We start from the raw sequence: 24827 nt of genomic DNA, 5'->3' as shown, positions 1-24827 counted from the left end.
CGTGCGTCACTTGCATACCGGCAGCAAGTCGCTCCCGGCACGAACTCGCCTCCTAAGCAGGCATGCTGCGGCTTCTCAACGCGCGCAGCTATTCGTCAAGAGATACCAATTTTTCAGAGACTTATCGCAGAAATGTCGCCGAACTGGAATGCGCGTGGGGCGTGCGATGCCGATGATGCGGCCGAAGAAGATCAAGAAACCAAAGCAGGCCAAACTGTCGGTCCCGCCGGGCCGCCGGTCCAAGCCGGTGCCGAAAATGTCGGGCCGTTCACGCCGTCCCGCGGTCGAGATCGGTGAACTGGTGCGCCAGCGCGCGCAGGCCGAGGCGGCGATCGCCGAGGCGCGCAAGTCGAACGCGCGCCTGCGTGAGGCGATCGACATCCTGCCGCAAGGCATCGTGTTCCTCGACCCCGAAGGCCGTTACACCCTCTGGAACAGGAAATACTCGGAAATCTACAAGCGCAGCTCCGACCTGTTCGAGCGCGGTGCGCGCCTCGAAGACACCATCCGCATCGGCGTCGCGCGCGGCGACTATCCCGAGGCCGCCGGGCGCGAGGAAGAGTGGATCGCCGAGCGACTGCAGAAGATGTACCAGCCGGGCGAGCGGCACGAGCAGGTCCTGGCCGATGGCCGTGTGGTCCTGATCGAGGAGCGGTTGACCTCTGATGGCGGCATCGTCGGCCTGCGTGTCGACATCACCGAACTGAAACAGCGCGAGGCGTCGTTCCGCCTGCTGTTCGACGGCAATCCGGTGCCGATGATCCTGTGCGCGCTCGACGGCGAACGGATCCTCGCGGTCAACGACGCCGCGATCGCGCATTATGGTTATGTGCGTGCCGAGTTCGAGAAGATGACGATCAAGAGCCTTCAGGCGTTCGACGCCGAATTGCCCTGGGCCGCCGGCCGCAGCAGCGACGAGCAGGCGGCGCGGACCTGGAAGCATGTGCGCGCGGACGGCACGCTGATCGACCTTGCGATCTATTCGCGCCAGCTGATGCACGGCGACCAGCCGGCGATGCTGCTCGCGCTGATGGACATCACCGAGCGCAAGCGCGCCGAGGCGCGGCTGGCCTTCATGGCCCAGCACGACAGCCTGACCGGCCTGCCCAACCGTAACCTGCTGCGCCAGCAGATGGACGAGATGCTGCAGCATACCCGCCGCTCGACCGACAAGGTCGCGGTGCTGATGCTGGGGCTCGACAATTTCAAGGCGGTCAACGAGACGCTCGGCCACGGCATCGGCGACAAGCTGCTGCGCGCCGTCGCCAAGCGTCTGCGCTCGACGCTGCGCGAGGAAGATGCGCTGGCCCGTCTCAACTCCGACGAATTCACCATCGTGCAGGGCGGCGTGATGCGGCCCGAGGACGCCGTGCTGCTGGCGCGGCGGATCCTGGATGCGATCAGCGAGCCCTATCTGCTCGAGGGGCATTCGGTGGTGATCGGCGCCAGCATCGGGATCGCGATGTCGCCCGGCGACGGCGAGGATTCCGAAAAGCTGCTGAAGAGCGCCGACATGGCGCTGTCGCGCGCCAAGAGCGATTTCCGCGGCACCTTCTCGTTCTTCGAGGCCGAGATGGATGCGCGCGCCCAGAGCCGCCGCAAGATCGAGATCGACCTGCGCGATGCGATCCAGAACGAAGGCCTGCAGCCGTACTACCAGCCGCTGGTCGATCTCAGCAGCGGACGCATCACCGGGCTCGAGGCGCTGGTGCGCTGGCCGCATCCGGAACGCGGCATGATCTCGCCCGGAGAGTTCATCCCGGTGGCCGAGGAGACCGGCCTGATCAATCCGTTGGGCAGCTTGATGCTGCATCGTGCCTGCATGGACGCCGCGCAATGGCCCGACGACGTGCGCGTCGCGGTCAATCTGTCGCCGCTGCAATTCCGCACCGGCAATCTGCTGGCGCTGGTCACCGATGCCTTGCGGCAATCCGGCCTGCCGGCGCGGCGGCTCGAGCTCGAGATCACCGAGACGCTGCTGCTCGAGAAGAGCAGCCAGGTGCTGGCGACGCTGCACGCGCTGCGCGCGCTCGGGGTGCGGATGTCGATGGACGATTTCGGCACCGGCTATTCCAGCCTCAGCTATCTGCGCAGCTTCCCGTTCGACAAGATCAAGATCGACCAGTCCTTCGTGCGCGACCTCGGCGCCAACCCGGACGCGCAGGCGATCGTGCGGTCGATCGTCAGCCTCGGCGTCGGGCTCGGCGTCACCATCACCGCCGAGGGCGTCGAGACCGAGGCGGAGCTGAGCTGCCTGCGCGCCGAGGGCTGCCACGAGGGCCAGGGCTTCCTGTTCAGCCGCGCCCGGCCGAACGCCGAGGTCATCAGCCTCTTGAAGGCGCAGCGGGTCGCCACGGCGCTGGTGGCGTAGGAAGCTGCCACAACGTCGTTGCGCTGGATCGTGCCACAAATTCAGCGTCGTCCCGGCGAAGGCCGGGACCCATAACCCCAAATGCCGGTCGTTGCGCGCCGCCGGAATGACGAGTCCCATTCACAACATCCGCCGCGGCGTATGGGTCCCGGCCTTCGCCGGGACGACGATTATTTCTCAGTCGTGCTGGCGAAGCCGACCTTGCAGGGTGAACAAGGCGTGGGCGCCCACCATGGTGAGCACCACGTGAATGGTGGGCACGTCGCTGCCTCCTTTGCCCGCCCTGCGAGATCACTCGTTGGGGCTCGCCTTCCGCCGCAAATGATACGTCAGCGCCAGCCCAATGCAGTGGCGCAACGCCGCCTCCGGCAGCTTGCCTCCGACATCGAGCAGGATCGCGCGGTTGCCGCTGTAGCTGAGCTCGGGATAGAGCTCGCGGAAGGTCTCGACCAGATTGGTCTGGCAGTGGAAGTACAGCGCGACCTGATCGGCGGCCGGCTTCACCTGATCGATCCGGACCGTGCTGCCGCTGCCGGTCTCCGGCGTCAAATAGCTCGGCTGGCCCCATTTCAGCGTCTCTTCCAGCGCCCCGACGCCTTTGGTCGCCTTCGCGGTCTCGAAGATCAGCCGCCGCAACGCCAGCAGCTTGGCTTTGACGGGGGCAGGGTAGGCGCCGAACAGCGCATCTGCCGATCTTGCTTGCGCACGCCCTGCCGCCTTGCTGGTCGATGTTGCCGGCTTGCGCATGGAGAGGCTCCGCGAGGGCGTGTGGCGTCTATCTACCACAGTGCCCTGTACGTCACATAGCGCAGCCCCACCGGTCAGGCCGCGTTGCGCAGTCCGGCGAGGAACGTGTCGACGCTGTGCGACAGCGCGGCGGCGTGGTCGCCGAGCTGGCCTGATGTATCCAGCACGTTGCCGGTGAGCGCGCGGGACTGGCCGGCGGCCTCGCTCGCGCCTGCGATATTGGCGGAGACCTCGACGGTGCCGGAGGAGGCCTGCTGCACGCTGCGGGCGATCTCCCGGGTCGCCGAGTCCTGCTGCTCGACGGCGGCCGCGATCGCGGTGGCGATGCCGGAGATCTCGCGGATGGTGCCGCTGATGTCGCCGATCGCGCTGACGCAATTGCCGGTGGCGGACTGGATCGCACCGACCTGGCCGGCGATCTCGTCGGTCGCCTTCGCGGTCTGGCTCGCCAATCCCTTCACCTCGGCGGCAACCACGGCGAAGCCGCGGCCGGCCTCGCCGGCACGCGCGGCCTCGATGGTGGCGTTGAGCGCCAGGAGATTGGTCTGGCTCGCGATCGCGCTGATCAGGCGCAGCACGTCGCCGATCTTCTCCGCGGATGCGGCAAGGCTCGTCACCATCTCGGTGGTCTCCGCAGCCTTGGCGACCGCGCTGTCGGCGACGCGGCTGGAATGGGTGACCTGGCGGCCGATCTCGGTGATCGACGACGCCAGCTCCTCGGTCGCCGCGGCGACCGCGTTGACGCTGGCCGACGCCTCCTCGGATGCGGCGGCTGCCGCGGAAGTCCGTTCCGAGGTGCCGTTGACGCTGGCCGTGATCTCGCCTGCGACGCGCTGCATGTCGCCCGACGAGCGCGCGACGGCGGCGACCATGCCCTTGACGTCGGCTTCGAAGCGGTCGGCCATCTGCCGCTGCAGCGCCTGCTTGTCGGCCGCGGCCTTCACCTTGTCGGCCTCCTGCGCGTCGCGCAGCGACGAGGTCTCGATCATGCTGCGGCGGAACACATCGACGGCCTTCGCCATCGTGCCGAGCTCGTCGCGGCGCTCGCTGCCGGGGATGGTGACGTCGGTGTCGCCGCTGGACAGCCGGTTCATGATGGCGGTGATCGCGGTGAGCGGCCGCGACAGGCCGCGGCCGAGCAGGAACGCGAGCAATATGGCGGCGGCCAGGATCGCGACCACGCCGAGGATCAGATTGCGTTGCGCGCTCGCCGCAGCGGCGGCATAGTCGCTGGTGTCCTTGATGATCTCGAGCACGGCGACGGGCTCGCCGGCATAGTTCTTGATCTGGCCGAGATAGAGCTCCACCGCATGGCCGTCGAGAACGGCGTCGCGCAGCACGGCCGCGCCGTTCATCACGCTCTTGAGCTCGTCCGGGGTCGCGACCACGCTGTCGCCGAAGGTGGACGACAGCCGCTTGAAGTTCTGGCCGTCGAACGAATGCACGGCGAGGTCGATGCCGAAGCGCTTCTTGGCGCGGTCGACGAATTCCTTGCCGAAGGCGACGCCGATATCGACATTGCCCAGCGTCTTGCCGTCACGCATGACCGGGGTCATGCCGAAGATCGAAAGCGCCTCGCGGGCGGGCTCGACGCCGACGATCGGTCTGCCGGCCTTGATCGATTCCACCACGGTGATGCGCCGTGTGGAGGCGTCGTCGCCGAAGATTTTCGGGGTGTGGATCCGGTAGAAGCTCGTCGCCGGGGCCTGCCAGAACGAGATCAGCGGGATGCCCTGCGCCTTGATCGCCGCCCAGGGGGCGCCGAGCAGCTTGCCGAGCCCATCGCGGTCGCCCTTGGCGATCGCCTCTTCGACCGGCGGCAGGGCAGCGATGACGGCGGAGACCGCAAGCGCGGTGCGGCCTTCATAGTCGATGGCGGCGATCACGCTGTCATATTGCAGCTTGAGCTGCTGATCGAGCGCGAGCCGGGTCAGCGCACGCTGCTGGCTGATCGAGAAGCCGCCGAGGATGGCGCAGGCGACCGCGACGGTCAGTGAAATCGCCAGAATCAGGCGAGCGGCAATCGATCGAAGCTTGAACATGGGACCAGCGGAACTCCAGGCATTTGCGCCGCCGGGAAGGTCTCAGAAAAAGCTTAACAACCGTATGTTGCGCCGCCGAAATTCGTGCCCGGACCAGCGTCGCCGGGGCCTACTTTCGTACCATGCGGCTGAGTCGAGATGAGTCCGGTTGCCTCAATCGGACGGCAGACTCGCTTCGCCGCTCCCTGCAAGCGGCAGGGCAATCGCGTATGGGAGAAATCGGTGAGGAGCGTTCCTGTGGCCATCCTTCGAGACGCCCGCCTTTGGCGGGCTCCTCAGGATGAGGTCTGGATTTGCGGCATGGTAGTAGACCCTCATGGTGAGGAGCGCCGCTTGCGGTGCGTCTCGAACCACGAGGCCGAATACGTGCGCAGCCGCCTAGTGAGTAGCCCGCGTGAGCGAAGCGATATGCGGGATTGATCTTGCGATCTGCGTGCCGGTCCCGGATGTCGCTTCGCTCTTCCGGGCTACGCTTGCTGATATGGTTCGAAAATGACCTGAAGCGGAAGCGCTCACTCAGTCCGTCTTCCTTTGCTGAATGGTCACGTGCTCACGCATGTAGTGTTTGTCGACAAGTTTATCGACAAGTTCGACGCACCTTTTCAGCTTGCTCGCTTTTATCTCCCGAATTCGCAGGAAGTTCGTCACAGCATCGGCCTCAGTCATAGGCAGAAATCCCAGCTCTGACCTTTCGAGTTCGCGGCTCAAGTCCTCCGCGAAGATCCAGACCTTGAAGCTGTCAGCCTTATCCGAGAAGGACAGCTCGATTGCGCGGCTCATAGCGCACCTCCCTGCGTAGTCCGTGCGCACCCGGCGATGTTCGGATTTAGGGGCAGGGCCGACATGGCAGATGAGCGCGCGCTCCGGTTCAATCCGATTTCATCGCGCCTCAGCGCGCCGTGGGCGGGGCTGCGAGATTGCCCGACAGGATTGCCTTGCCGGCGTCTTCATACTGCGTGTCGCGGGCCTGGATCTGCTGTGCGATCGCGTGCATGTCGCGAAACCGTCGCTCGAACGGATTTTTCGCGAATACCGCGGTCGCGCCCGACACGTGATAGGCGATGTCGACCACCGCGGCCGACTGGTGGATGGTCCAGGTCGAGGCGATGCGGATCGCGATGCGGTGCGCCTCGGTGATGGGACCGCCGCTCGCAAGATCGCTCCAGACCTCGTGGGCGGTCGCGTACAGATAGGCGCGCGCGGCGCGCAGGCTGGCTTCGGTGCGGCCGATCTGGCCCTGCACCGAATTGTTGTCGCGCATCGCTTTCAGGCCCTGCGGGGTCTTGCCCCGCGCCAACTCGGTCGCCGCATCCAGCATGGCGCGCGCGACGCCGAGCGAGGTCGCGGCGAAGCCCATGCTGAACACCATGTTGGTGGAGAGCTTGTAGAGCGGCCCTCCCTCGCGGCACGCGCTGGGATCGTCGCGCAGCGCGGCGAATTTTTCAGGGATGAAGAGGTTGTCGACCGAATAGGAATCGGTGCCGGTGCCCTTCAGGCCGATCACATCCCAGACGTCGTACATCACAGCGTGCGACATCGGGAACAGGATGGTGCGGATCTCCGGCGAGCCGTCGGCCTTCTTGCGCGGCGAACCATCCGCTTCGACGATGCGGACATGGGCGCCGAGCCAGCTCGCCTGCCGCGAGCCCGAGGCGAAATCCCAGCGCGCGCTGGCGCGGTAGCCACCGGGCTCGGCGCGGACTTCATGGGCGATCGCGCCCCAGGCGAGAATCCCGGGCGCGGTGTTGAAGATCTCGTCGGCCACGTCGGGCTCGAGATAGGCCGCGGTCATGGCGCAGACGCTGCATTGGCCGAGGCACCAGGCGGTCGATGCGTCAGCCTTGGCGATCTCCTCCTGCATCTGCATGAAGGCGTCCAGCGTCGCCTCGGCGCCGCCGAAACGCTTCGGCAGCAGCGCGCGGTACAGTCCGTTCTCGACCAGCGCCGCCGTGACGGCAGGTGTCAGTCGCCGGGTCCGTTCGATCTCGTCGGCCTCGCTGATGATCAGCGGCGCCAGCGCGCGCGCCCGCTCGACAAGGTCTACTCCCTGCGGCCTGTTCATGCGTGTCCTCGGCCCGTTCTGACATTCTTGTTGAGGGCGCGCGATGGTGACCCATCCGGCAGGGGAGGGCAAGGCGGGACGGCGCCGATGCAGGCCGGCTATCCATCACCGACGCGCGAGCGCGGCTGACGCATCCGCGCTCAGGCGGCAGCGCGGCCGAGATCGAGCGAGGGTCGGTGCTTGGTCGAGAAACTCAGCGCCACGGCGACGGCGGCGAGGCCGATCGCGAAGGAACCGGCGTGCAGCCACGTATAGCCATGGAACGTGTCGAACACGTAGCCGCCGGCCCACGGCCCGAGCGCCATGCCGAGGCTCGCGAACGCCGACACCGCGCCGAACACCGTGCCCATGATGCGCGCGCCGAAGAACTCGCGCACCAGCACGGCATAGAGCGGCATCACGCCGCCATAGGCGAGGCCGAACACGACCGACAGCGCGTAGAACTCGCCGAGCTGCGCCACCGCGAGATAAGTCGCGATCGACAGTGCCTGCACCAGCAGGCCGCCGACCAGCACCGGCTTGGCGCCGAGCCGATCCGCCAGCACACCAAGCAGCAGCCGGCCGCCGAGCCCGGAGAAGCCGGCGAGGCTGTAGACCGTGACCGCGGTGAGCGGCGCGATGCCGCAGACCATGGCGTAGGACACCATGTGGAAGATCGGCCCCGAATGCGCCGCGCAGCAGGCGAAATGCGCCAGCGCCAGCGTGATGAATTGCGGCGTGCGCAGCGCCTGCGCCACGGTCCATTCGGTTTGCGGCGCGCTCGCAGCCGTTGGCATCGCGACGTTCGTTCCCTGCGGCGCCGGGCGCACCAGGAACGAGGCAGGGATCAGCAGCACCCATGCGGCGATGCCGATCACGAGCATCGCGAAGCGCCAATCATAGGCCGTGATCAGCCAGCTTGCGGAGGGGGCGACCGTCAGCGGCGAAACGCCCATGCCGGCCGACACCAGCGCGACGGCGAGGCTGCGATGCTTGTCGATCCAGGCGCTCGCAAGCGCCATCATCGGCGCATAGAAGCTGCCGGCGGCGATCCCGATCAGCACGCCGAAGCAGAGCTGGAATTGCCACAGGCTCTGCGCCTGGCTTGCGGTCACCAAGCCAAGCCCGAGCAGCAGGCTGCCGGCCAGCACCACGATGCGGGTGCCGAAGCGATCCGACAGCGCGCCCCAGGCGAACGCCGCAAAGCCCATGCAGAGGAAATCCAGCGTCGCCGCGGCCGACACCCCGGCGCGCGACCAGCCCATCGCATCGGAGATCGGCTGCAGGAACACGGCGAGCGACAGCATGGTGCCGAAGCCGACGCAGGTCATCAGCGCGCCCGCGCCGACGACGACCCAGCCATAATCGAACCGAGCGGCCTTGCTCATGCGTTTCCCCGTTGCGCGGTCTTGCTGTTGTTGGTCCGCGCTTAGGGTGATCGTGGCGCATCCGTCCGCCGCGGGCAAGCTGGCCTGCTCGACGGCCGGACTTCCCGCTATGCATGGACGGCGATTAGCCTAGCCGCACTCCCAGGCGCGCCCGATCGGTGTCCAGACCCAGCACGGGCCGTAGCTGCCGCCATTGTAGCGTCCCCCGCCATGGAATCCGGGGCGGCCGAAGTAATGCCAGTCGCCGCCATACCAATATTGCGGTGAAAAGTCCGGGTAGCCCCGGGCGGCGCCGCGCGGGCCGAGCACCGGAATGGTCTGATTGGGCGGCTGCCGGTAGCCGGGCAGGAAGCCATAGCCATGCCAGCGCGCGCTCTGCCGCTTTTTCGAGGACGCGGCCGAACTCGGGTCCGGCTGCAGCAATGCGAGGATGACGACGAGGAGGGACAAGATGCGCAACATGGCAGGAGCTTAGTCGGGCCGTCCTGCGAAGGCGATTCAAATCATGGTGCGTTTTGTTGCTGGGACAAGAACGGGCAACATGCGCGCATGCGGCGGCGTGTCGCTATCCGCCTCCAGCTGCTTTGCATGGGGTTGTTTTCGAGATTTTTGCTGAGAGCCGGGCTGGCGCGATCATATCAGGCAGGCCGGCGACAGTCCGTGACGTCGCCTCAGCTATCCACCTTGAGCGCGGCGATGAAGGCTTCCTGCGGGATGTCGACCTTGCCGAACTGCCGCATCTTCTTCTTGCCTTCCTTCTGCTTCTCCAGAAGCTTGCGTTTGCGCGTGATGTCGCCGCCGTAGCACTTCGCGGTGACGTCCTTGCGCAGCGCGCGGACGGTTTCGCGCGCGATCACCTTGCCGCCGATCGCCGCCTGGATCGGGATCTGGAACATGTGCGGCGGGATCAGCTCCTTCATCTTCTCGACCATGGCGCGGCCGCGGCCTTCGGCGCGGGTCCGATGCACCAGCATCGACAGCGCGTCGACCGGCTCGGCATTGACCAGAATCTGCATCTTGACCAGATCCGCCGGCTTGTAGTCGGTCAGGTGATAGTCGAACGAGGCATAGCCCTTGGAGACCGACTTCAGCCGGTCGTAGAAATCGAACACCACCTCGTTGAGCGGCAGATCGTATTTCACCATCGCGCGGGAGCCGACATAGGTCAGCTCCTTCTGTGCGCCGCGGCGGTCCTGGCACAGCTTCAGCACGCTGCCGAGATATTCGTCCGGGGTGAGGATCGTCGCTTCGATCCACGGCTCCTGGATCTCGGCGATCTTGACCACATCGGGCATGTCGACCGGGTTGTGGATTTCGAGCTCGGTGCCGTCGGTCAGCTTCATCTTGTAGATGACGCTCGGTGCGGTCGCGATCAAATTGAGGTCGAATTCGCGCGACAGCCGCTCCTGGATGATTTCCAGATGCAGCAGCCCGAGGAAGCCGCAGCGGAAACCGAAGCCGAGCGCGGCCGAGGTTTCCATCTCGAAGGAGAAGCTGGCGTCGTTGAGGCGCAGCTTGCCCATCGCTGCGCGCAGCGTCTCGAAGTCGTCGGCATCGACCGGGAACAGGCCGCAAAACACGACTGGAATGGCGGGCTTGAAGCCCGGCAGCATTTCGGTGACCGGCTTGCGGTCGTCGGTGATGGTGTCGCCGACGCGGGTGTCGGCGACTTCCTTGATCGCCGCGGTGATGAACCCGATCTCGCCGGGGCCGAGCTCCTCGACCTGCTGCATCTTCGGCGTGAAGAACCCGACGCGCTCGATGTCGTAGGCGGCACCGGTGCCCATCATGCGGATGCGGCTACCCTTCTTCATCACGCCGTCGACGACGCGGATCAGCACGACCACGCCGAGATAGACGTCGTACCAGCTGTCGACCAGCAGCGCCTTGAGCGTGGCGTCGCGGTCGCCCTTCGGCGGCGGCAAGCGGGTGACGATTGCCTCCAGCACGTCGGGCACGCCGATTCCGGTCTTGGCCGAGATCATCACGGCGTCGGACGCGTCGATGCCGATCACGTCCTCGATCTGCTGCTTGACCTTCTCGGGCTCGGCCGCGGGCAGGTCGACCTTGTTCAGGACCGGCACGATCTCGTGATTGTTGTCGAGCGCCTGGTAGACGTTGGCGAGCGTCTGCGCCTCGACGCCCTGGCTGGCGTCGACCACGAGCAGGGAACCTTCACAGGCCGCCAGCGACCGCGAGACCTCGTAGGCGAAGTCGACGTGGCCGGGCGTGTCCATCAAATTGAAGATGTAATCCTTGCCGTCCTTGGCGCGGTAGTTGAGGCGCACGGTCTGCGCCTTGATGGTGATGCCGCGCTCGCGCTCGATATCCATCGAATCGAGCACCTGCTCCTTGCCCGCCATTTCACGATCCGACAGGCCGCCCGTCATCTGGATCAGGCGGTCGGCCAGGGTCGATTTGCCATGGTCGATATGGGCGACGATGGAGAAGTTGCGGATGTTGGAAATCGGGGCAGTTGTCATGGGGCGCGGGATAGCATCCGCACCCCCGCGCGGGCAACCATATTGCGGTATTTTGCAGGGATGTGACGGCGAATCACGGGGTGTTTCCCGTAGCCTTGCAATGATCGATTTCCGGGCATGTTTCTGCTAGGTCTTTCGGCCCGAAATCCGTGGATCTGACGATGCGCTGGACCCTTCTCGCCGCCGGATTGCTCGCCATCTTGTTCGCGGCGCCCGCGGCCGCCGACAAGCGCGTGGCGCTGGTGGTCGGCAATTCGACCTATCAGAACGTGTCGCGGCTGCAGAACCCGAAAGGCGACGCGCAGCTGGTGGCCGAGACGCTGCAGCGGCTGGGCTTTGCGCTGGTCGGCGGGCAGGCCCAGGTGGATCTGGACAAGGCCGGCTTCGATGCCGCGATCCAGCGCTTCGGCAGCCAGCTGATGGGCGCGGACGTCGCGCTGTTCTATTACGCCGGCCACGGCATCCAGGTTCGCGGCACGAACTATCTGGTGCCGGTGTCGGCCAATCCGACACGCGAGGCCGATGTCGATTTCCAGATGGTCGATGTCGGCCTGGTGCTGCGGCAGATGGAAGGCGCGGGCACGCGGCTCAACATCGTCGTCCTCGACGCCTGCCGGAACAATCCGTTCGGCGGGCGCGGCCTGCGCGCCGCCGACGGCGGCCTCGCCCAGATCCGCGCGCCCGAGGGCACGCTGTTGTCCTATGCGACCCAGCCCGGCAACGTCGCGCTGGACGGCGATGACGGCCACAGCCCCTACACGCGCGCGCTGGTCGACACCATGCAGAAGCCCGGGCTCGACGTGCTGCAGGCCTTCAATCAGGTCGGGCTCGTCGTCAAGCGCGCGACCGGCAGCGCGCAGCAGCCCTGGGTCTCGACCTCGCCGATCGACGGCTCGTTCTATTTCGCCGGCAATGCGCCGGCACAGGTCGCGACCGCCGATCCGCCGGCAACGGTGATTCCGCCGCAGCAGAACCTGCCGCCGCCAAGTGCGTCGCCGTCGGCGCCGCAAGTGGCGCGCACGCAATCGGACTTCATCATTCCGGATTCCGACAGCCGCCTGCTGTCGGAGATCGATCTCAGCGCGCTCAGCAAGGACGATCTGCGGATTGCCCGCAACGAGATCTTCGCGCGGCGCGGACGCTATTTCAACGCGCCGGACCTGACCGCGCGCTTCAGCAGGTTCGCCTGGTACGTCCCACGCTCATGGGATCCGCCGCTCAATGCGGTCGAGAGCGCCAATGTCGCGCTGATCGATCGCTTTGAATCCGGCGGCGGCGCACCAAGCGGATTCATCTTCCCGGATTCCGACCGGCGTCTGCTGACGCCGGCCGATCTGCGGCGGTTGTCGCGCGATGAATTGCGGATTGCCCGCAACGAGATCTTTGCCCGCAGGGGCCGCTATTTCGATTCCGCCGATCTCAAAGCGTATTTTTCGCGCTTCCCCTGGTATGCGCCGAACAGCTGGAATCCGAAGCTGAACGCGATCGAGGAGGCCAATGTCGCGCTGATCGATCAGGTCGGGAAACGCTGAATGGCCGCGCGAGGGGCGGCCTGCATCGTTGCCCTGCTGGCGCTGCTGCCGCCGCTTGCGCATGCTCAGAGCAAAAGCGAACTGCTCGACCGCCTGGTGCGCGCCTATCCCGATGCGCTCGCCACCCATGACGACACCACGATCACCTGGCGGGACGGCACGGTGATGCCGGTCGACGATGGCGTCTCCGACAAGCCGTTCGATCAGATGCTGCGCAATGCATCGATCCTCGACCAGATGCGGCTGCCCTATCCGTTGGGGCCGGCGGCGCCGCCGGCTGTGGATGTCGATCCCGGCCGCTTCCGCAACGAGGCCTTCTTCAAGAAGATGTATGGCGACTGCAACACCGGTGAGGTCAAGCGGAACCTGGTGACGATCACCTGGCTGCCGAAATCCTGGGGCAAGCCGGTTCAGGTCACACGGGCCAACGGCGTCGCCGAGCGGCTGAAGCAGGTCTCCGCCGAGATCGACGCGCTCGATCCGGCGCTGCGCGCCGCGGCGTTTCCGATCGCGGGTGTGCTATCTTGTCGCGCCGTCGCCGATACCGGGCGGATGAGCATGCATGGCTATGCCGCCGCGATCGACCTCAACCTGAAGGTCTCGGACTACTGGCTGTGGGCGGGCAAAGGTAAAACCATCCCCTACAAGAACCGGATGCCGCAAGAGATCGTCGACATCTTCGAGCGCCACGGCTTCATCTGGGGCGGCAGGTGGTATCACTACGATACCATGCATTTCGAGTACCGGCCTGAGCTTCTCGAGAAGTGAACGGGCTCGTTGGAGGCGTTCTCACGCCAAGCTGATTTCACTGGCCACAAAAACGCGCTAAAGCGCGCCGATGTGCTGGTGAGCAATCACTCATCGCACGTCCGCTTCCACTCGGTATGATCCCTCCGGAAAGCCACGCTCCCCTTTTCCGGGTCATGCCTCAGGCACAGGCCATGTCGACCGCTTCCATTCTTCCTGCCGCCCGGCGCACCACTCGCAGGCTGACGATCCGCCGGATCGCGGCCTGGATTGCCTCACGGGCCATCGATCCCAGAGCCAGCCTGTGGTTCGTGATCGGCTTCGCATTGGTCCACGCGTTTCTCTGGACGCTTATCCTGGTCAAGCTGAAGGCCGCGCAGGACGTCCATATGGACGTCGCGGAGGCCTATGCCTGGGGGCAGCGTTTCCTGCTCGGCTATGGCAAGCATCCGCCGCTGTCGGGCTGGATCGCCGGGGTCTGGTTCAGGATCTTCCCGGTCACCAACTGGTCGACCTATGCGCTTGCGATGGCGACCGTCAGCTTCGCGCTCGTGGTGTGCTGGCTGATCGCGCTGCGCGTCGTGGATCGGCGCCGCGCGTTCTTCATGGTGGTGATGCTCGCGCTCTACCCGATCTTCAACTTCAAGGGCTTCAAATACAATGCCGACCTCGCGCAGCTGGTGCCGCTGCCGCTGTTGGTGCTGGCCTATCTGAACGCGTTCGAGAAGCGCAGCTTCAAATCGGGTCTCTGGCTCGGCTTCGCCGGCATGCTGGCGCTGATGACCAAGTACTGGGGGGTGACGATGATCGGCGCCATCGGGCTTGCCGCGTTGATCCATCCGCAGCGGGCCCAGTTCCTGCGCTCGCCGGCGCCATGGGTTGCGATCGGCACGATGATCGTGGCGATGATTCCGCACCTGGTGTGGCTCGAGGAGGTGAACTTCGTGCCGTTCACCTATGCCGGCGACGTCTATGCGCTGTCGAGCCGCGAGCTCAACGTCCAGCTCGTGATCGGGTATATCATCCACAATCTCGGGCTGCTCGCGATTCCCGTCGTGCTGGGCCTCGTCGCGCTGCTGCTGGGCTCGGTGCCATGGCGGCCGTCGGACGTGCTGGCGCGGATCTGGTCGCGCAGACCCAATCCGGCCGTCAACCTTCCGCAGGCGTTCAACGTCTGGATCATCCAGGCGATCGTCGCGATCGGGCCGCCGCTCGGCGCGCTGGCATTCACCGTCTATATCAAGACCGACTGGGGCATTCCGCTGTTCTTCCTGGTGCCGCTGGCGCTGGTTGCGATCCCCTCGCTGCGTTTCCCCCGCATGGCGCTGTTCTCGATCATTGCGGTCTGGTTGGTGGCCACGATCGCGACGCTGATGGCCGCGCCCTCGATCGCCACGCAGGAGATCGCGTCCAACCGTACCGGCGGCTCGACCTACGCCGCGCGCTCCGAATTGGCGCGCGAGCTCACCCAGACCTGGCAGGCGAACTTCCATTCGCGCTGGGCCGTGGTCATCGCACGCTCGGACATCGGCGAGCCGATGACGTTCTACAGTCCGGATCATCCGGCATCGCTGGTGCCGGGCGAAGCATGGTCATCGGGGCTGACGTCGCTCGACGAAGCCAGGCGTCTCGGCTTCATCGGCATCTGCGACACCACCGATCCGGTGTTCCTGCAACCATGCGAGGCGTGGATGGCCGAGCATGCCAAGGATGCCGAGCCGCTGGTGATGACCACCATGCGCTTCTTCAACGGCCATCCCGGTCCGTCGACGGCGTGGAAAGTCTATCTGGTGCCGCCGGCGAAGTAGGGTTTCCTCACGGGTCGAGCGCGCCGTTACGTGCCTTCCTCGTTGAACTTGCTGGCGACGAGTTCAGCGATGGCGTCGAGCGCTTGTTGCGCCTCTTCGCCCTTGGCGGAGACAACGACGGTGGTGCCGGGCCCTGCGGCCAGCATCATGAGGCCCATGATCGAAGTGCCGCCGACGGTCTCGCCGCCGCGCGTGACCCAGACCTCGGCGTTGAAGCGCTCGACCAGCTGCACGAATTTCGCGGATGCCCGCGCATGCAGGCCGCGCTTGTTGACGATCAACAGTTCACGGGAAATGGCGCCCGCTGGCACGCCCGGGCCGACATGGTTTTCGCCCGGGGCCTCGTCGCTCATTTGCCTGCGAGAACGCGGCTGGCGATGGTGACGTATTTGCGGCCGGCTTCCTGCGCCATCGCGATCGCGTCGGGCAGCGAACGCTCCTCGCGAACCTTGGCAAGCTTGACCAGCATGGGAAGATTGATGCCCGCGAGCACTTCCACCTTCGGGCGGCTCATGCAGGAGATCGCGAGGTTCGACGGCGTGCCGCCGAACATGTCGGTGAGGATCGCAACGCCGTCGCCGCTATCGACGCGGTTCACCGCCTCGATAATGTCGCTTCGACAGAGATCGGAATCGTCCTCGGCACCGATCGTAATCGCTTCAATTTGTTTCTGCGGACCCATGACGTGTTCGAGCGCCGCCCTGAACTCGTCGGCAAGGCGCCCATGGGTCACCAGCACTAGACCAATCATCGGAAACTCCTCGCGGGCGCCCATTGGTGCACCGCACGAACGCGCCACTTTGACCATCCAGAGGCCCTGCGCAAGAGGGCATCTTGGCTAGTCTCCCGGTTCCTGGCGGTAGAGAGGGGAGGCTGCGCCGGCAAAATCCGACGCGATTGTGGATGTGATATGGTTACCAATTCCCTTCCCACAATTGGCCGCAAGATTACGGGACGATGAACTTTCAGGTTGTCGTCAGCGCAGCGACAACCAGCGGCAGGGGTTGGAAGCCTGCCGCAACGGGAATTCGCGGTATCAAAACACCATTAAGCCGAGCCTGGAGCGCCTCGGGGGGCGGCAGCCGCTCGGCATCTCCGGCGGCAAGGTCGACGACCAGGCCGAGCACGGCCTCGTCCGCGAACGGACAATGGCGGATTCCGAGGCCCCGGATCTCGATCAGACCGGCCAATTGCCGCACCGGACGCACCCACAATTGTTCGCCGGCTGTGTCGAGATGGACACGGTCATCCCCCACCAAAATGGCCGGCGGCAGGGCTCCGGTGCGCCCGGCGAGAATCAGATCGAAGGCCAGGCGCGACTTGCCGGCGCCCGACGGGCCGCGGATCAGCACCGCACGCTCGCCGACCAGAACGGCGGATGCGTGCACGCTTGAATTGTCGCTCATAGGGTCGGCAGCCTGACCACGAAGCGTGCGCCGGCCACTGTTGGCTTGCCGTCTTCGTCCGCGGGGCCGGGGCGGTTCTCCGCCCAGATCCGTCCGCCGTGCGCTTCGATGATCTGCTTGGAGATCGAGAGCCCGAGGCCGGAGTTCTGGCCAAAGCCCTGGTGCGGCCGGTCGGTGTAGAAGCGCTCGAAGATCCGCTCCAGCGCGTCCTCGCCGATGCCGGGCCCGTCATCGTCGACCACGATCTCGACCTCGCCGCGGGTGCGGCGGCAGACGATGCGCACCTTGTCGCCCGGCTTGGAGAATGATTGCGCGTTCGACAGCAGGTTCGAGATCACCTGGCCGAGCCGGGAATCATGGCCGGGCACCGAGAGCGTGTCGGTCGGTCCACGGCCCTCGAAGCGGACCTCGACGGCGACGTCGTGGCCGAGCCTTGTCTCATTGGCGACGCTGGTCAGCGTCGTCAGCAGCCGGCGCAGATCGACCGGCGCCATATCCTGGCGCTGCATTTCGGCATCGAGCCGGCTTGCATCTGATATGTCGGAGATCAGGCGGTCGAGCCGCTTAACGTCATGCTCGATCACGGCGAGCAGCCGTGCGCGGCTGTTCTCGTTGCGCGCCAAGGGCAGCGTCTCGACCGCCGAGCGCAGCGAGGTCAGCGGGTTCTTCAGCTCATGGGCGACATCGGCGGCGAACATCTCGATCGCTTCAATGCGGCTGTACAGCGCGTTGGTCATGTCGCGCAGCGCGCCGGAGAGATGGCCGATCTCGTCGCGCCGCCCGGTGAAGTCGGGAATCTCGACGCGGGTCTGGATGCGGTGACGGACGCGCTCGGCGCTTTCGGCAAGCCGCCGCACCGGGCCCGCGATCGTGCTCGCGAGCAAGAGCGACAGCATGATCATGACGGCGGAGGCGACCCCGCCGATCTTGAGAATGGCGAGGCGCTCCGACATCACCAGCTGGTCGATGTCGTCGCCCTGCGTCGTCAGCATCAATGCGCCGCGCACGGCGCGGAAATGCTGCACCGGAACCGCAACGGACACGATGATCGCGCCGCGGTCGGTGACGCGCACGGCGCTGCCCTTCATGCCCTCGAGCGATTGCGCGACTTCGGAGTAGCCCTTGCCGCCCTCGGGGCCGAGCTCGCGGTAGATCGGCAGGTCGCCGCGGTTGAGCCAGGTCTTGATGGTGGCCTTGGTCGTCTCATACAGCGACGGCTTCTCGGACGGCGGCGGCAGCTCCATGCGCAGCACGTCGCCGCGCGCGAACAGGTTGCGGCTGTCGAGGATCAGGCCGCCGTCGCGGTCGAAGATGCGGGCCCGCGTCTTGGTCGGCGCGATCAGGCGGCGCAGGATCGGCGCGACGCGTTCGGGATTGATCGGGAAGTCAGCCGATTCATCCGGCTGGCCGAAGCTCTCGCCGGGCTTGAGGTCGAGCAGCCGGTCGGGATCGATGGTGACGGTGTTGCCTTCGACGGTCGCAGACGCCGCGATCGCCTCCGAGATGATCTCGGCATAGACCAGCAGGCTCTGGGTGCGGGCCTCGATCAGGCCGGCGCGGAATTGCGACAGATAGAGGATGCTCGCGACCAGCGCGACGAGACCGGCGAGGTTGAGCGAGACGATGCGGCGCGTCAGGCTCGAGAACGACAGCGCGAAGAAGAACTGGCCGGCGCGGCGCAGCCAGCCGAGCGGCCGGCGCCAGCCTTTCTCCGTCGGATCGTCGGCCACGGCCTCGTGATCGAGGAGCTGTGAGGCGTCCTCGGTGTTCAGGCCCTGCTCGAGCTGCGTTCGATCAAGCACTGGCAAAGCTGCCGGTTGGTATGGATGTCGTCCCGCGAAGCATTTGATGGCCCGAGCTTACCTCAGCCGTGCGGAGCCTGTCAGTCAACAAGCCGCCCGGGAAGCGCAGATCAGGCTTCCTTGAAGCGATAGCCGACGCCGTACAGCGTCTCGATCATCTCGAAGTCGTCGTCGACCACCTTGAACTTCTTGCGCAGCCGCTTGATGTGGCTGTCGATGGTGCGGTCGTCGACATAGACTTGGTCGTCATAGGCCGCGTCCATCAGCGCGTTGCGGCTCTTCACCACGCCGGGGCGGGTGGCGAGCGCCTGCAGGATCAGGAATTCGGTCACGGTGAGCGTCACTGGCTCGTTCTTCCAGGTGCAGGTGTGGCGCTCCGGATCCATCCGCAGCAGGCCGCGGTCGAGCGCGCGGGCGTCCGGCTCCTTCGGCGCGGCAGTCGGGTCCTTGGGCTGGCCGCGGCGGAGCACGGCCTTGACGCGTTCGACCAAGAGGCGCTGCGAGAACGGCTTGCGGATGAAATCGTCGGCGCCCATTTTCAGGCCGAACAATTCGTCGATCTCTTCGTCCTTCGAGGTGAGGAAGATCACCGGCAGGTCGGACTTCTGGCGCAGCCGGCGCAGCGTTTCCATGCCGTCCATGCGCGGCATCTTGATATCGAGGATCGCAAGATCGGGGGGCGACGTGCGAAACCCATCCAGCGCCGACGCACCGTCCGTGTAGGTCATGATGCGGTAGCCTTCGGCTTCAAGCGCGATCGAGACCGAAGTGAGAATGTTGCGGTCGTCGTCGACCAGGGCGATTGTGGGCATGAGCTGCTTTCACAATGAGAGTGGCTTAAACGGCGGGCACTCGGGCGACGCGCCGTGGAAATGGGCTTCGAACGCGGTCAACGAGCAATGCAAGCTGGGCTGAAGTGTGACCGAGTTCCGCAAAAAATACGCTTCTGCGACCCATGCGATGGACCCCATATACCACCCTGAGACCATGAAAACAGGCCCTTTTTTCATGCGGAACCGGCCCGATTCGCCCTCAAAATGACCCGACAGGCCTATGCAACCGACCACCGACTTCGATCCTGCCCACCTTGCCCGCTCGCTGCTTCGGCGCAGCCGCCAGGGCGCGCTCGCCACGCTGACGGCCGGCTCCGGCGATCCCTATTGCTCCCTGGTCAACCTCGCCAGCCATCCGGACGGCTCGCCGATCCTGCTGATTTCCCGGCTGGCGCTGCACACCAGGAACATCCTGGCCGACAGCCGGGTGTCCCTGATGCTGGACGAGCGTGCCGAGGGCGATCCCTTGGAGGGCGCCCGGATCATGCTGGCGGGAAAGGCCGAGGAGGTCGCCGAGGCCGGGCGTGAGCTCGCCCAACGGCGTTATCTCGCTGCCCAGCCGTCGGCGGAAGTCTTTGTAGAATTTAAGGATTTTTCGTTCTTCGTGATCCGGCCGAGCGGCGCCCATCTGGTCGCCGGGTTCGGCCGCATCGTCGACCTCAAGCCCGCCCAATTCCTGACCGATCTCGGCGGCGCCGAGGCGCTGCTGGAGGCCGAGCCGGGCGCGGTGGCGCACATGAACGAGGACCACCGCGAGGCGATGAACCTCTACGCCACGCGGCTGCTCGGCGCCGACAGCGCCGATTGGCTGTGCACCGGCTGCGACCCCGACGGCATGGACATGCAGGCCGGCCGCGCCACGCTGCGGCTCGATTTCCCCGAGCGGGTCAGCAACGGCACCGAGCTGCGCAAGATGCTGGTGCGGCTCGCCGGCGAAGCGCGGGCCAAGGGCTAGGGGAATGCGCGCTGGCGGCGCCGACGATGGTGCTGCGCCTGGCGAGGCATCGTGTCGCATGATGCGTGCAGGCAGAGGCTGCGTGCGGGGCTTTTGATAGCGCGATCAATTCGGTCCCGGCGCGGCACGTCATCGCTGATCGGCTCGATGCGCATGTGGGATTTTCTGCAGCATCGGAAAATCATTCGGACCCCGGGGCTCAGGCCGCGACGACACGCGGGCGTCAGATGTTGATTGCGTTACCATCGATCGTAACGGCCCGCGATCTGTCCAAAGGGCGTTGCGGAACATTGGCCGATGCCGGGCATTGAACTCACCCAGCTTCGACGAAGCATGCTGAGCTCAACCGAACGCAGCTCGATCCACGTGCACCACGATCGTGGGCGACGTCCTCGGCAGCGCAGCGCAGCGTCAACTCGCGGCAGTCCATTGCAACGACACATCCTCAGCGCGAAACGCATACCCGGCATTCCCCTTGTCTTATGCAGCAATCGGCGAACGCACACGCTAATCGCTGGCACTCTTTGTGCATCGCAAGGCCTCGTTCGCAGCGGGAAAGCGGCGAAACGTCGCTCGAACGCGGTGAAAACAATACGAAAGCGAAAGCGAAGCGAAAGGGTTTCGCGCTGCGGTATTTGCGCCGGATGATGTACCCCTGTTGGAATAAACCAAAAGCCGATCGACTGGCTTGGCAAGCCCGGCGATCCCCACTATTAGGTCGCCGGACCGGGGCCGAGAGGCTATATTCTGATGACGGTCATCACCGCGACGGGGCGCGACTAGCGACATTCGCGCGAACAAGGATACGCGGGTTCGAGGAGGTTCTTCGTGCAAGAGACGGGCGTGCATAACGGTGCCTTCGGCGCCGACAAATTCGGCTTAAAAAATCTCAAGGGCGTGCATTGGAACTATGGTGCGCCGCAGCTCTACGAGCACGCGTTGCGCAATGGCGAAGCGGTGCTCTCGGCCGATGGCGCGCTTTGCGCTGACACCGGTGAGTTCACCGGCCGCAGCCCGAAGGACAAGTTCACGGTCCGCGACGGCCTGACCGACAAGAGCATGTGGTGGGCCGGCAACCAGTCGATCACCTCGGAGCAGTTCGCAACGCTGCATGCCGACTTCATCAAGCATGCCGAAGGCATGACGCTGTTCGCGCAGGACCTCTATGGCGGCGCCGATCCGAAGCATCGCATCAAGACGCGCGTCTTCACCGAGCTCGCCTGGCACTCTCTGTTCATCCGCACGCTGCTCATTCGTCCTGAGACGTCCGAGCTCGCGGGCTTCGTGCCGGAGCTCACGATCATCGATCTGCCGAGCTTCCGCGCCGATCCGAAACGTCACGGCTGCAAGTCGGAGAACGTCGTCGCGATCGATTTCGCCCGCAAGATCGTCCTGATCGGCGGGTCTTATTATGCCGGCGAAATGAAGAAGAGCGTGTTCACCACGCTGAACTTCTACCTGCCCGAGAAGGGCGTGATGCCGATGCACTGCTCGGCCAATGTCGGCCCCGACGGCGACACCGCGATCTTCTTCGGCCTGTCCGGCACCGGCAAGACCACGCTGTCCGCCGATCCGAAGCGCACGCTGATCGGCGACGACGAGCATGGCTGGAGCGAGGACGGCGTCTTCAATTTCGAAGGCGGCTGCTACGCCAAGTGCATCAAGCTGTCGGGCGAGGCCGAACCGGAGATCTATGCCGCCAGCAAGCGCTTCGGCGCGGTGCTGGAGAACGTCGTGCTCGGCGTCAATGATCGCGTGCCTGACTTCGACGACGGCTCGAAGACCGAGAACACCCGCTCGGCCTATCCGCTCGATTTCATCCCGAACGCCTCGCGCACCGGCCGCGCGCCGCATCCGAAGAACGTGGTGATGCTCGCGGCCGACGCCTTCGGCGTGATGCCGCCGATCGCCAAGCTGACGCCGGCGCAGGCGATGTATCACTTCCTGTCCGGCTACACCGCGAAGGTCGCCGGCACCGAGCGTGGTCTCGGCAACGAGCCGCAGCCGGAATTCTCGACCTGCTTCGGCTCGCCGTTCCTGCCGCGCGATCCGTCGGTCTACGGCAATCTGCTCCGCGAGCTGATTGCAAAACACGATGTCGATTGCTGGCTGGTCAACACCGGCTGGACCGGCGGCAAGTACGGCACCGGCCGCCGCATGCCGATCAAGGTGACCCGCGCGCTGCTCACCGCGGCGCTGAACGGCAGCTTGCGCAACGCCGACTTCCGCACTGACAAGTATTTCGGCTTCGCGGTGCCGACCTCGTTGCCGGGCGTCGAGCCGCACATCCTCGATCCGATCAAGACCTGGGCCGACAAGGCCGAGTTCGACAAGACCGCGCGTGCGCTGGTCGGCATGTTCCAGAAGAACTTCGCCAAGTTCGAAGCGCAGGTCGACGCCGAAGTCCGCGCCGCCGCGCCGGAAGTGAAGCTCGCGGCGGAGTAAGCCGCGCAAACGATACGCGATTGGAAAGGGCGGCCTTCGTGGCCGCCTTTTTGTTTGCCTAGTCGGCTCGCCAAATATTCCGCTGTCGTCCCGGCGAAGGCCGGGACCCATAACCACCGATAGTCATTGTTGCGCGTCGGCGGAATGACGAGTCCCACCCACAACATCCGCTGCGGAGTATGGGTCCCGGCCTTCGCCGGGACGACATCGAGTGTGTTATTCCGCTACTCGCCCATCTCCGGCAGCACCGCGTTGCTCGGCGTCTGCCTGTCGGTGATCTGAAGCCCGAACAGGCTGCCGGTCAGTTCGACCGCGACGCGCGCGGTGCGGCCGCGCTCGTCGAGGAACGGATTGAGCTCGACGATATCGAGCGAGCGCACCAGCCCGGAATCATGCAGCAGCTCCATGATGAGATGCGCTTCCCGATAGGTCGCGCCGCCCGGAACCGTGGTGCCGACGCCCGGCGCGATGTCGGGATCGAGGAAGTCGACGTCGAACGAGACATGCAGCACGCCGTTCTTGGCCTTGACGCGTTCGATGACGCGGCGGGTCAGCACAGCGACGCCGAACTCGTCGATCTGGCGCATGTCCGCGATCGAGACGTTGCGTTGCCGCAGCAGCTTGCGCTCCAGCGGATCGACCGACCGGGTGCCGATCAGCGCCAGCTGATCCGATGGGATCGAGGCGCGAGGCAATCCGCCCAGCAGGTCGTCCAGCCCGTCCTCGCCGCACAGGAACGCCGCCGACATGCCGTGCATGTTGCCGGTGATGGTCGTGGCCGGTGTGTTGTAGTCGGCATGGGCGTCGACCCACAGCGCGAACAGCGGCCGGTCTCTCTCTTTCCAGTAGCGGGCAACGCCGTTGATCGACCCCATCGACAGCGAGTGATCGCCGCCCATGAAGATCGGGATCGCGCCGGAATGCGCCAGCCAGTAGGCGCGCTCGGAGACCGCGCGGGTCCAGGTCTTCACCTCGTCATAGAACTTGGTGTTGGCCGGCACCGGGCCGTCGGCGACCACAGCCGGGATCGCAAGGTTGCCGTGGTCGTCGACCTGGAAGTCGAGCTGCTCGAGCAGGCGCGCGATGCCTGCGGTGCGCAGCGCGTCCGGTCCCATCAGCGGACCGGGCTGCGATGCGCCGATCTCGATGGGAACGCCAAGCAGCGCGATGCGCGAGGGCTTCGAAGTGTCGGCTTCGGACATGCGGCAGTGCTCCCAAGGGTGTGGAACAGAAGCGACGCGCCAATGTTCCCCCAACCCTTGAAATAGGCAATGCGGTCCCAGCAGACCAATGTGGATATTTGACTACGCCTTGACTTGACGCGTTTTCTTCACGCGAACCGGTACCCACTTCGCTCGAAAACGCTACGCCTTGAAATAGGCGATCTGCGTCGTGGTGGCGAGCAGGCGGCCGGAGGGCGACCACAATTCGCCGTGCTGGTCGCCATAGCTCTTGTGGAAGGTCTTTGCGTCGGCCGTGGCGAGCACGCGGGTGGTATCCTCGGCATCGAGGTCGGCCGCGTCGGCGTGGAAATAGGTCGTCAGCGACACCGTGCCGAACGGCACCAGCTCATGCCGGGCGTGGAAGACGCGGCCGAAGAACGCATCCGACATCGACATCAGCGACAGCGCGTCGAGCTTGCGCGGCACGCGGTCGGCAATCCACAGCTTCGAATAGGGGCTCGACGGCACCTTTGCACCGCCGCCACCGGCGAATTTCGGCTCGCCCTCGGCGAAGCGGAAATCGTACTGGTTGGGCCAGGTCATCGCGAGCTTCGGATAGGGCCGCAGCTGCTCGAACGGCACGGCGCCCGGAAATTGCGCCGGCTGGTGCGACCAGGAGGGGCGACGCTCAGCGAACACCGCGGTCGCCAGCGTCGTGACCTCACCGCCGCCTTGCGTCATCTCGACCGACCAATGCTGGCTCGAGCGGTTGGCCTTGACCAGGCGGACATCGAGATCGAACACGCCCTCGGCGACCGGCGCGCAGTAATTGACCGTCAGCGCCAGCGGATCGCCCGCGCGCTGCGGATGCTGCATCAACGCGCGCAGGATGGTCGCCGCTGTGCAGCCGCCGAACGGGCCGACGAAGGCCCAGTAATCCGGGCTGGTGCGTCCCTGCCAGCGGCTGTCGCCGGCAGTCACGGCGGTGGCTTCATCGAAAAGGTGCGGGGTCTTGGTGAGCATGTAAATCCTTGGATCGAAAATGCGCGGCGAAGCAATCCAGC

General features: G+C 65.6%; 20 protein-coding genes. 6 read left to right on the top strand and 14 right to left on the bottom strand.

Features of this window, described 5'->3' with window-relative positions:
- Positions 1 to 166 precede the first annotated feature (166 nt).
- Positions 167 to 2371: an EAL domain-containing protein gene (locus tag JQ507_30320; GenBank protein ID QRI69127.1), complete on the top strand. Its 2205-nt coding sequence runs from the start codon at positions 167 to 169 to the stop codon at positions 2369 to 2371.
- 291 nt (positions 2372 to 2662) lie between these two features.
- On the opposite strand, the gene JQ507_30315 is transcribed toward JQ507_30320, so the two are convergent.
- From JQ507_30315 to lepA, 7 genes are all read right to left on the bottom strand, one after another.
- The gene (locus JQ507_30315) at positions 2663 to 3118 is read right to left on the bottom strand and encodes a DUF1801 domain-containing protein (GenBank protein QRI69126.1); all 456 of its coding nucleotides are present in this window, start codon (positions 3116 to 3118) and stop codon (positions 2663 to 2665) included.
- 74 nt (positions 3119 to 3192) lie between these two features.
- On the bottom strand, positions 3193 to 5160 hold the full coding sequence (locus JQ507_30310) for a HAMP domain-containing protein (GenBank protein QRI69125.1): 1968 nt from the start codon (positions 5158 to 5160) through the stop codon (positions 3193 to 3195).
- Between the two features lie 516 nt (positions 5161 to 5676).
- Positions 5677 to 5940, bottom strand: coding sequence for a hypothetical protein (locus JQ507_30305; GenBank protein ID QRI69124.1), 264 nt, complete (start codon positions 5938 to 5940; stop codon positions 5677 to 5679).
- 109 nt (positions 5941 to 6049) lie between these two features.
- Positions 6050 to 7222, bottom strand: coding sequence for an acyl-CoA dehydrogenase family protein (locus tag JQ507_30300; protein ID QRI69123.1), 1173 nt, complete (start codon positions 7220 to 7222; stop codon positions 6050 to 6052).
- Between the two features lie 140 nt (positions 7223 to 7362).
- The gene (locus JQ507_30295; protein QRI69122.1) at positions 7363 to 8589 is read right to left on the bottom strand and encodes an MFS transporter; all 1227 of its coding nucleotides are present in this window, start codon (positions 8587 to 8589) and stop codon (positions 7363 to 7365) included.
- A 129-nt stretch (positions 8590 to 8718) separates the two neighbouring features.
- Entirely contained in the window at positions 8719 to 9051 is a 333-nt protein-coding gene (locus JQ507_30290; GenBank protein QRI69121.1) for a hypothetical protein, read from the bottom strand.
- A 209-nt stretch (positions 9052 to 9260) separates the two neighbouring features.
- Positions 9261 to 11072: an elongation factor 4 gene (lepA, locus tag JQ507_30285; GenBank protein ID QRI69120.1), complete on the bottom strand. Its 1812-nt coding sequence runs from the start codon at positions 11070 to 11072 to the stop codon at positions 9261 to 9263.
- A 161-nt stretch (positions 11073 to 11233) separates the two neighbouring features.
- On the opposite strand from lepA, the gene JQ507_30280 reads away from it, so the two are divergent.
- From JQ507_30280 to JQ507_30270, 3 genes are all read left to right on the top strand, one after another.
- Complete coding sequence (locus tag JQ507_30280) at positions 11234 to 12604, top strand: YARHG domain-containing protein (protein QRI69119.1); 1371 nt, start codon at positions 11234 to 11236, stop codon at positions 12602 to 12604.
- The gene (locus tag JQ507_30275) at positions 12605 to 13372 is read left to right on the top strand and encodes a M15 family metallopeptidase (GenBank protein QRI69118.1); all 768 of its coding nucleotides are present in this window, start codon (positions 12605 to 12607) and stop codon (positions 13370 to 13372) included.
- A 173-nt stretch (positions 13373 to 13545) separates the two neighbouring features.
- Positions 13546 to 15159 carry a glycosyltransferase family 39 protein gene (locus JQ507_30270; GenBank protein QRI69117.1) on the top strand — a complete coding sequence of 538 codons (1614 nt, stop codon included), beginning with the start codon at positions 13546 to 13548 and terminating at the stop codon, positions 15157 to 15159.
- A gap of 26 nt (positions 15160 to 15185) precedes the next feature.
- On the opposite strand, the gene JQ507_30265 is transcribed toward JQ507_30270, so the two are convergent.
- The 5 genes from JQ507_30265 to JQ507_30245 all read right to left on the bottom strand — a co-directional run bounded on the left by JQ507_30265 (position 15186) and on the right by JQ507_30245 (position 19179).
- Positions 15186 to 15512, bottom strand: a complete 327-nt coding sequence (locus tag JQ507_30265) for an HPr family phosphocarrier protein (protein QRI69116.1) — start codon at positions 15510 to 15512, stop codon at positions 15186 to 15188.
- Positions 15509 to 15910, bottom strand: a complete 402-nt coding sequence (locus tag JQ507_30260; protein ID QRI73579.1) for a PTS sugar transporter subunit IIA — start codon at positions 15908 to 15910, stop codon at positions 15509 to 15511. The genes JQ507_30265 and JQ507_30260 overlap by 4 nt, the downstream gene beginning before the upstream one ends.
- 214 nt (positions 15911 to 16124) lie before the next feature.
- Positions 16125 to 16565, bottom strand: a complete 441-nt coding sequence (locus JQ507_30255; protein QRI69115.1) for an HPr kinase/phosphatase C-terminal domain-containing protein — start codon at positions 16563 to 16565, stop codon at positions 16125 to 16127.
- A complete protein-coding gene (locus tag JQ507_30250; GenBank protein ID QRI69114.1) occupies positions 16562 to 18367 on the bottom strand; it encodes a sensor histidine kinase in 1806 nt (601 codons plus the stop codon). The genes JQ507_30255 and JQ507_30250 overlap by 4 nt, the downstream gene beginning before the upstream one ends.
- Positions 18368 to 18477: 110 nt before the next feature.
- The gene (locus JQ507_30245; protein QRI69113.1) at positions 18478 to 19179 is read right to left on the bottom strand and encodes a response regulator transcription factor; all 702 of its coding nucleotides are present in this window, start codon (positions 19177 to 19179) and stop codon (positions 18478 to 18480) included.
- Positions 19180 to 19420: 241 nt separating this feature from the next.
- On the opposite strand from JQ507_30245, the gene JQ507_30240 reads away from it, so the two are divergent.
- Positions 19421 to 20155 (top strand): HugZ family protein, encoded by a 735-nt coding sequence (locus tag JQ507_30240; protein ID QRI69112.1) that lies wholly within the window; start codon positions 19421 to 19423, stop codon positions 20153 to 20155.
- Positions 20156 to 20983: 828 nt separating this feature from the next.
- On the top strand, positions 20984 to 22600 hold the full coding sequence (locus JQ507_30235) for a phosphoenolpyruvate carboxykinase (protein ID QRI69111.1): 1617 nt from the start codon (positions 20984 to 20986) through the stop codon (positions 22598 to 22600).
- A 224-nt stretch (positions 22601 to 22824) separates the two neighbouring features.
- Here the strand turns inward: JQ507_30235 and rocF are convergent, their stop codons facing one another.
- Positions 22825 to 23802 carry an arginase gene (gene rocF / locus JQ507_30230; GenBank protein ID QRI69110.1) on the bottom strand — a complete coding sequence of 326 codons (978 nt, stop codon included), beginning with the start codon at positions 23800 to 23802 and terminating at the stop codon, positions 22825 to 22827.
- Between the two features lie 162 nt (positions 23803 to 23964).
- Positions 23965 to 24786, bottom strand: coding sequence for a thioesterase family protein (locus tag JQ507_30225; GenBank protein QRI69109.1), 822 nt, complete (start codon positions 24784 to 24786; stop codon positions 23965 to 23967).
- Positions 24787 to 24827 lie beyond the last annotated feature (41 nt).

It is taken from the genome of Bradyrhizobium sp. PSBB068 (assembly GCA_016839165.1).
In the GTDB taxonomy this organism is placed as follows: Bacteria; Pseudomonadota; Alphaproteobacteria; order Rhizobiales; family Xanthobacteraceae; genus Bradyrhizobium.
The sequence above is the reverse complement of the archived record's forward strand: the minus strand, read 5'-3'. Positions and strand labels throughout refer to the sequence as shown.

Coding starts and splice junctions, on each gene's coding strand:
- JQ507_30260 (QRI73579.1), bottom strand. CDS start 15,910: ATGATTGGTCTAGTGCTGGTGACCCATGGGCGCCTTGCCGACGAGTTC.
- JQ507_30280 (QRI69119.1), top strand. CDS start 11,234: ATGCGCTGGACCCTTCTCGCCGCCGGATTGCTCGCCATCTTGTTCGCG.
- JQ507_30225 (QRI69109.1), bottom strand. CDS start 24,786: ATGCTCACCAAGACCCCGCACCTTTTCGATGAAGCCACCGCCGTGACT.
- JQ507_30255 (QRI69115.1), bottom strand. CDS start 16,565: ATGAGCGACAATTCAAGCGTGCACGCATCCGCCGTTCTGGTCGGCGAG.
- JQ507_30265 (QRI69116.1), bottom strand. CDS start 15,512: ATGAGCGACGAGGCCCCGGGCGAAAACCATGTCGGCCCGGGCGTGCCA.
- JQ507_30300 (QRI69123.1), bottom strand. CDS start 7,222: ATGAACAGGCCGCAGGGAGTAGACCTTGTCGAGCGGGCGCGCGCGCTG.
- lepA (QRI69120.1), bottom strand. CDS start 11,072: ATGACAACTGCCCCGATTTCCAACATCCGCAACTTCTCCATCGTCGCC.
- JQ507_30240 (QRI69112.1), top strand. CDS start 19,421: ATGCAACCGACCACCGACTTCGATCCTGCCCACCTTGCCCGCTCGCTG.
- rocF (QRI69110.1), bottom strand. CDS start 23,802: ATGTCCGAAGCCGACACTTCGAAGCCCTCGCGCATCGCGCTGCTTGGC.
- JQ507_30275 (QRI69118.1), top strand. CDS start 12,605: ATGGCCGCGCGAGGGGCGGCCTGCATCGTTGCCCTGCTGGCGCTGCTG.
- JQ507_30310 (QRI69125.1), bottom strand. CDS start 5,160: ATGTTCAAGCTTCGATCGATTGCCGCTCGCCTGATTCTGGCGATTTCA.
- JQ507_30245 (QRI69113.1), bottom strand. CDS start 19,179: ATGCCCACAATCGCCCTGGTCGACGACGACCGCAACATTCTCACTTCG.
- JQ507_30320 (QRI69127.1), top strand. CDS start 167: ATGCCGATGATGCGGCCGAAGAAGATCAAGAAACCAAAGCAGGCCAAA.
- JQ507_30270 (QRI69117.1), top strand. CDS start 13,546: ATGTCGACCGCTTCCATTCTTCCTGCCGCCCGGCGCACCACTCGCAGG.
- JQ507_30295 (QRI69122.1), bottom strand. CDS start 8,589: ATGAGCAAGGCCGCTCGGTTCGATTATGGCTGGGTCGTCGTCGGCGCG.
- JQ507_30305 (QRI69124.1), bottom strand. CDS start 5,940: ATGAGCCGCGCAATCGAGCTGTCCTTCTCGGATAAGGCTGACAGCTTC.
- JQ507_30315 (QRI69126.1), bottom strand. CDS start 3,118: ATGCGCAAGCCGGCAACATCGACCAGCAAGGCGGCAGGGCGTGCGCAA.
- JQ507_30290 (QRI69121.1), bottom strand. CDS start 9,051: ATGTTGCGCATCTTGTCCCTCCTCGTCGTCATCCTCGCATTGCTGCAG.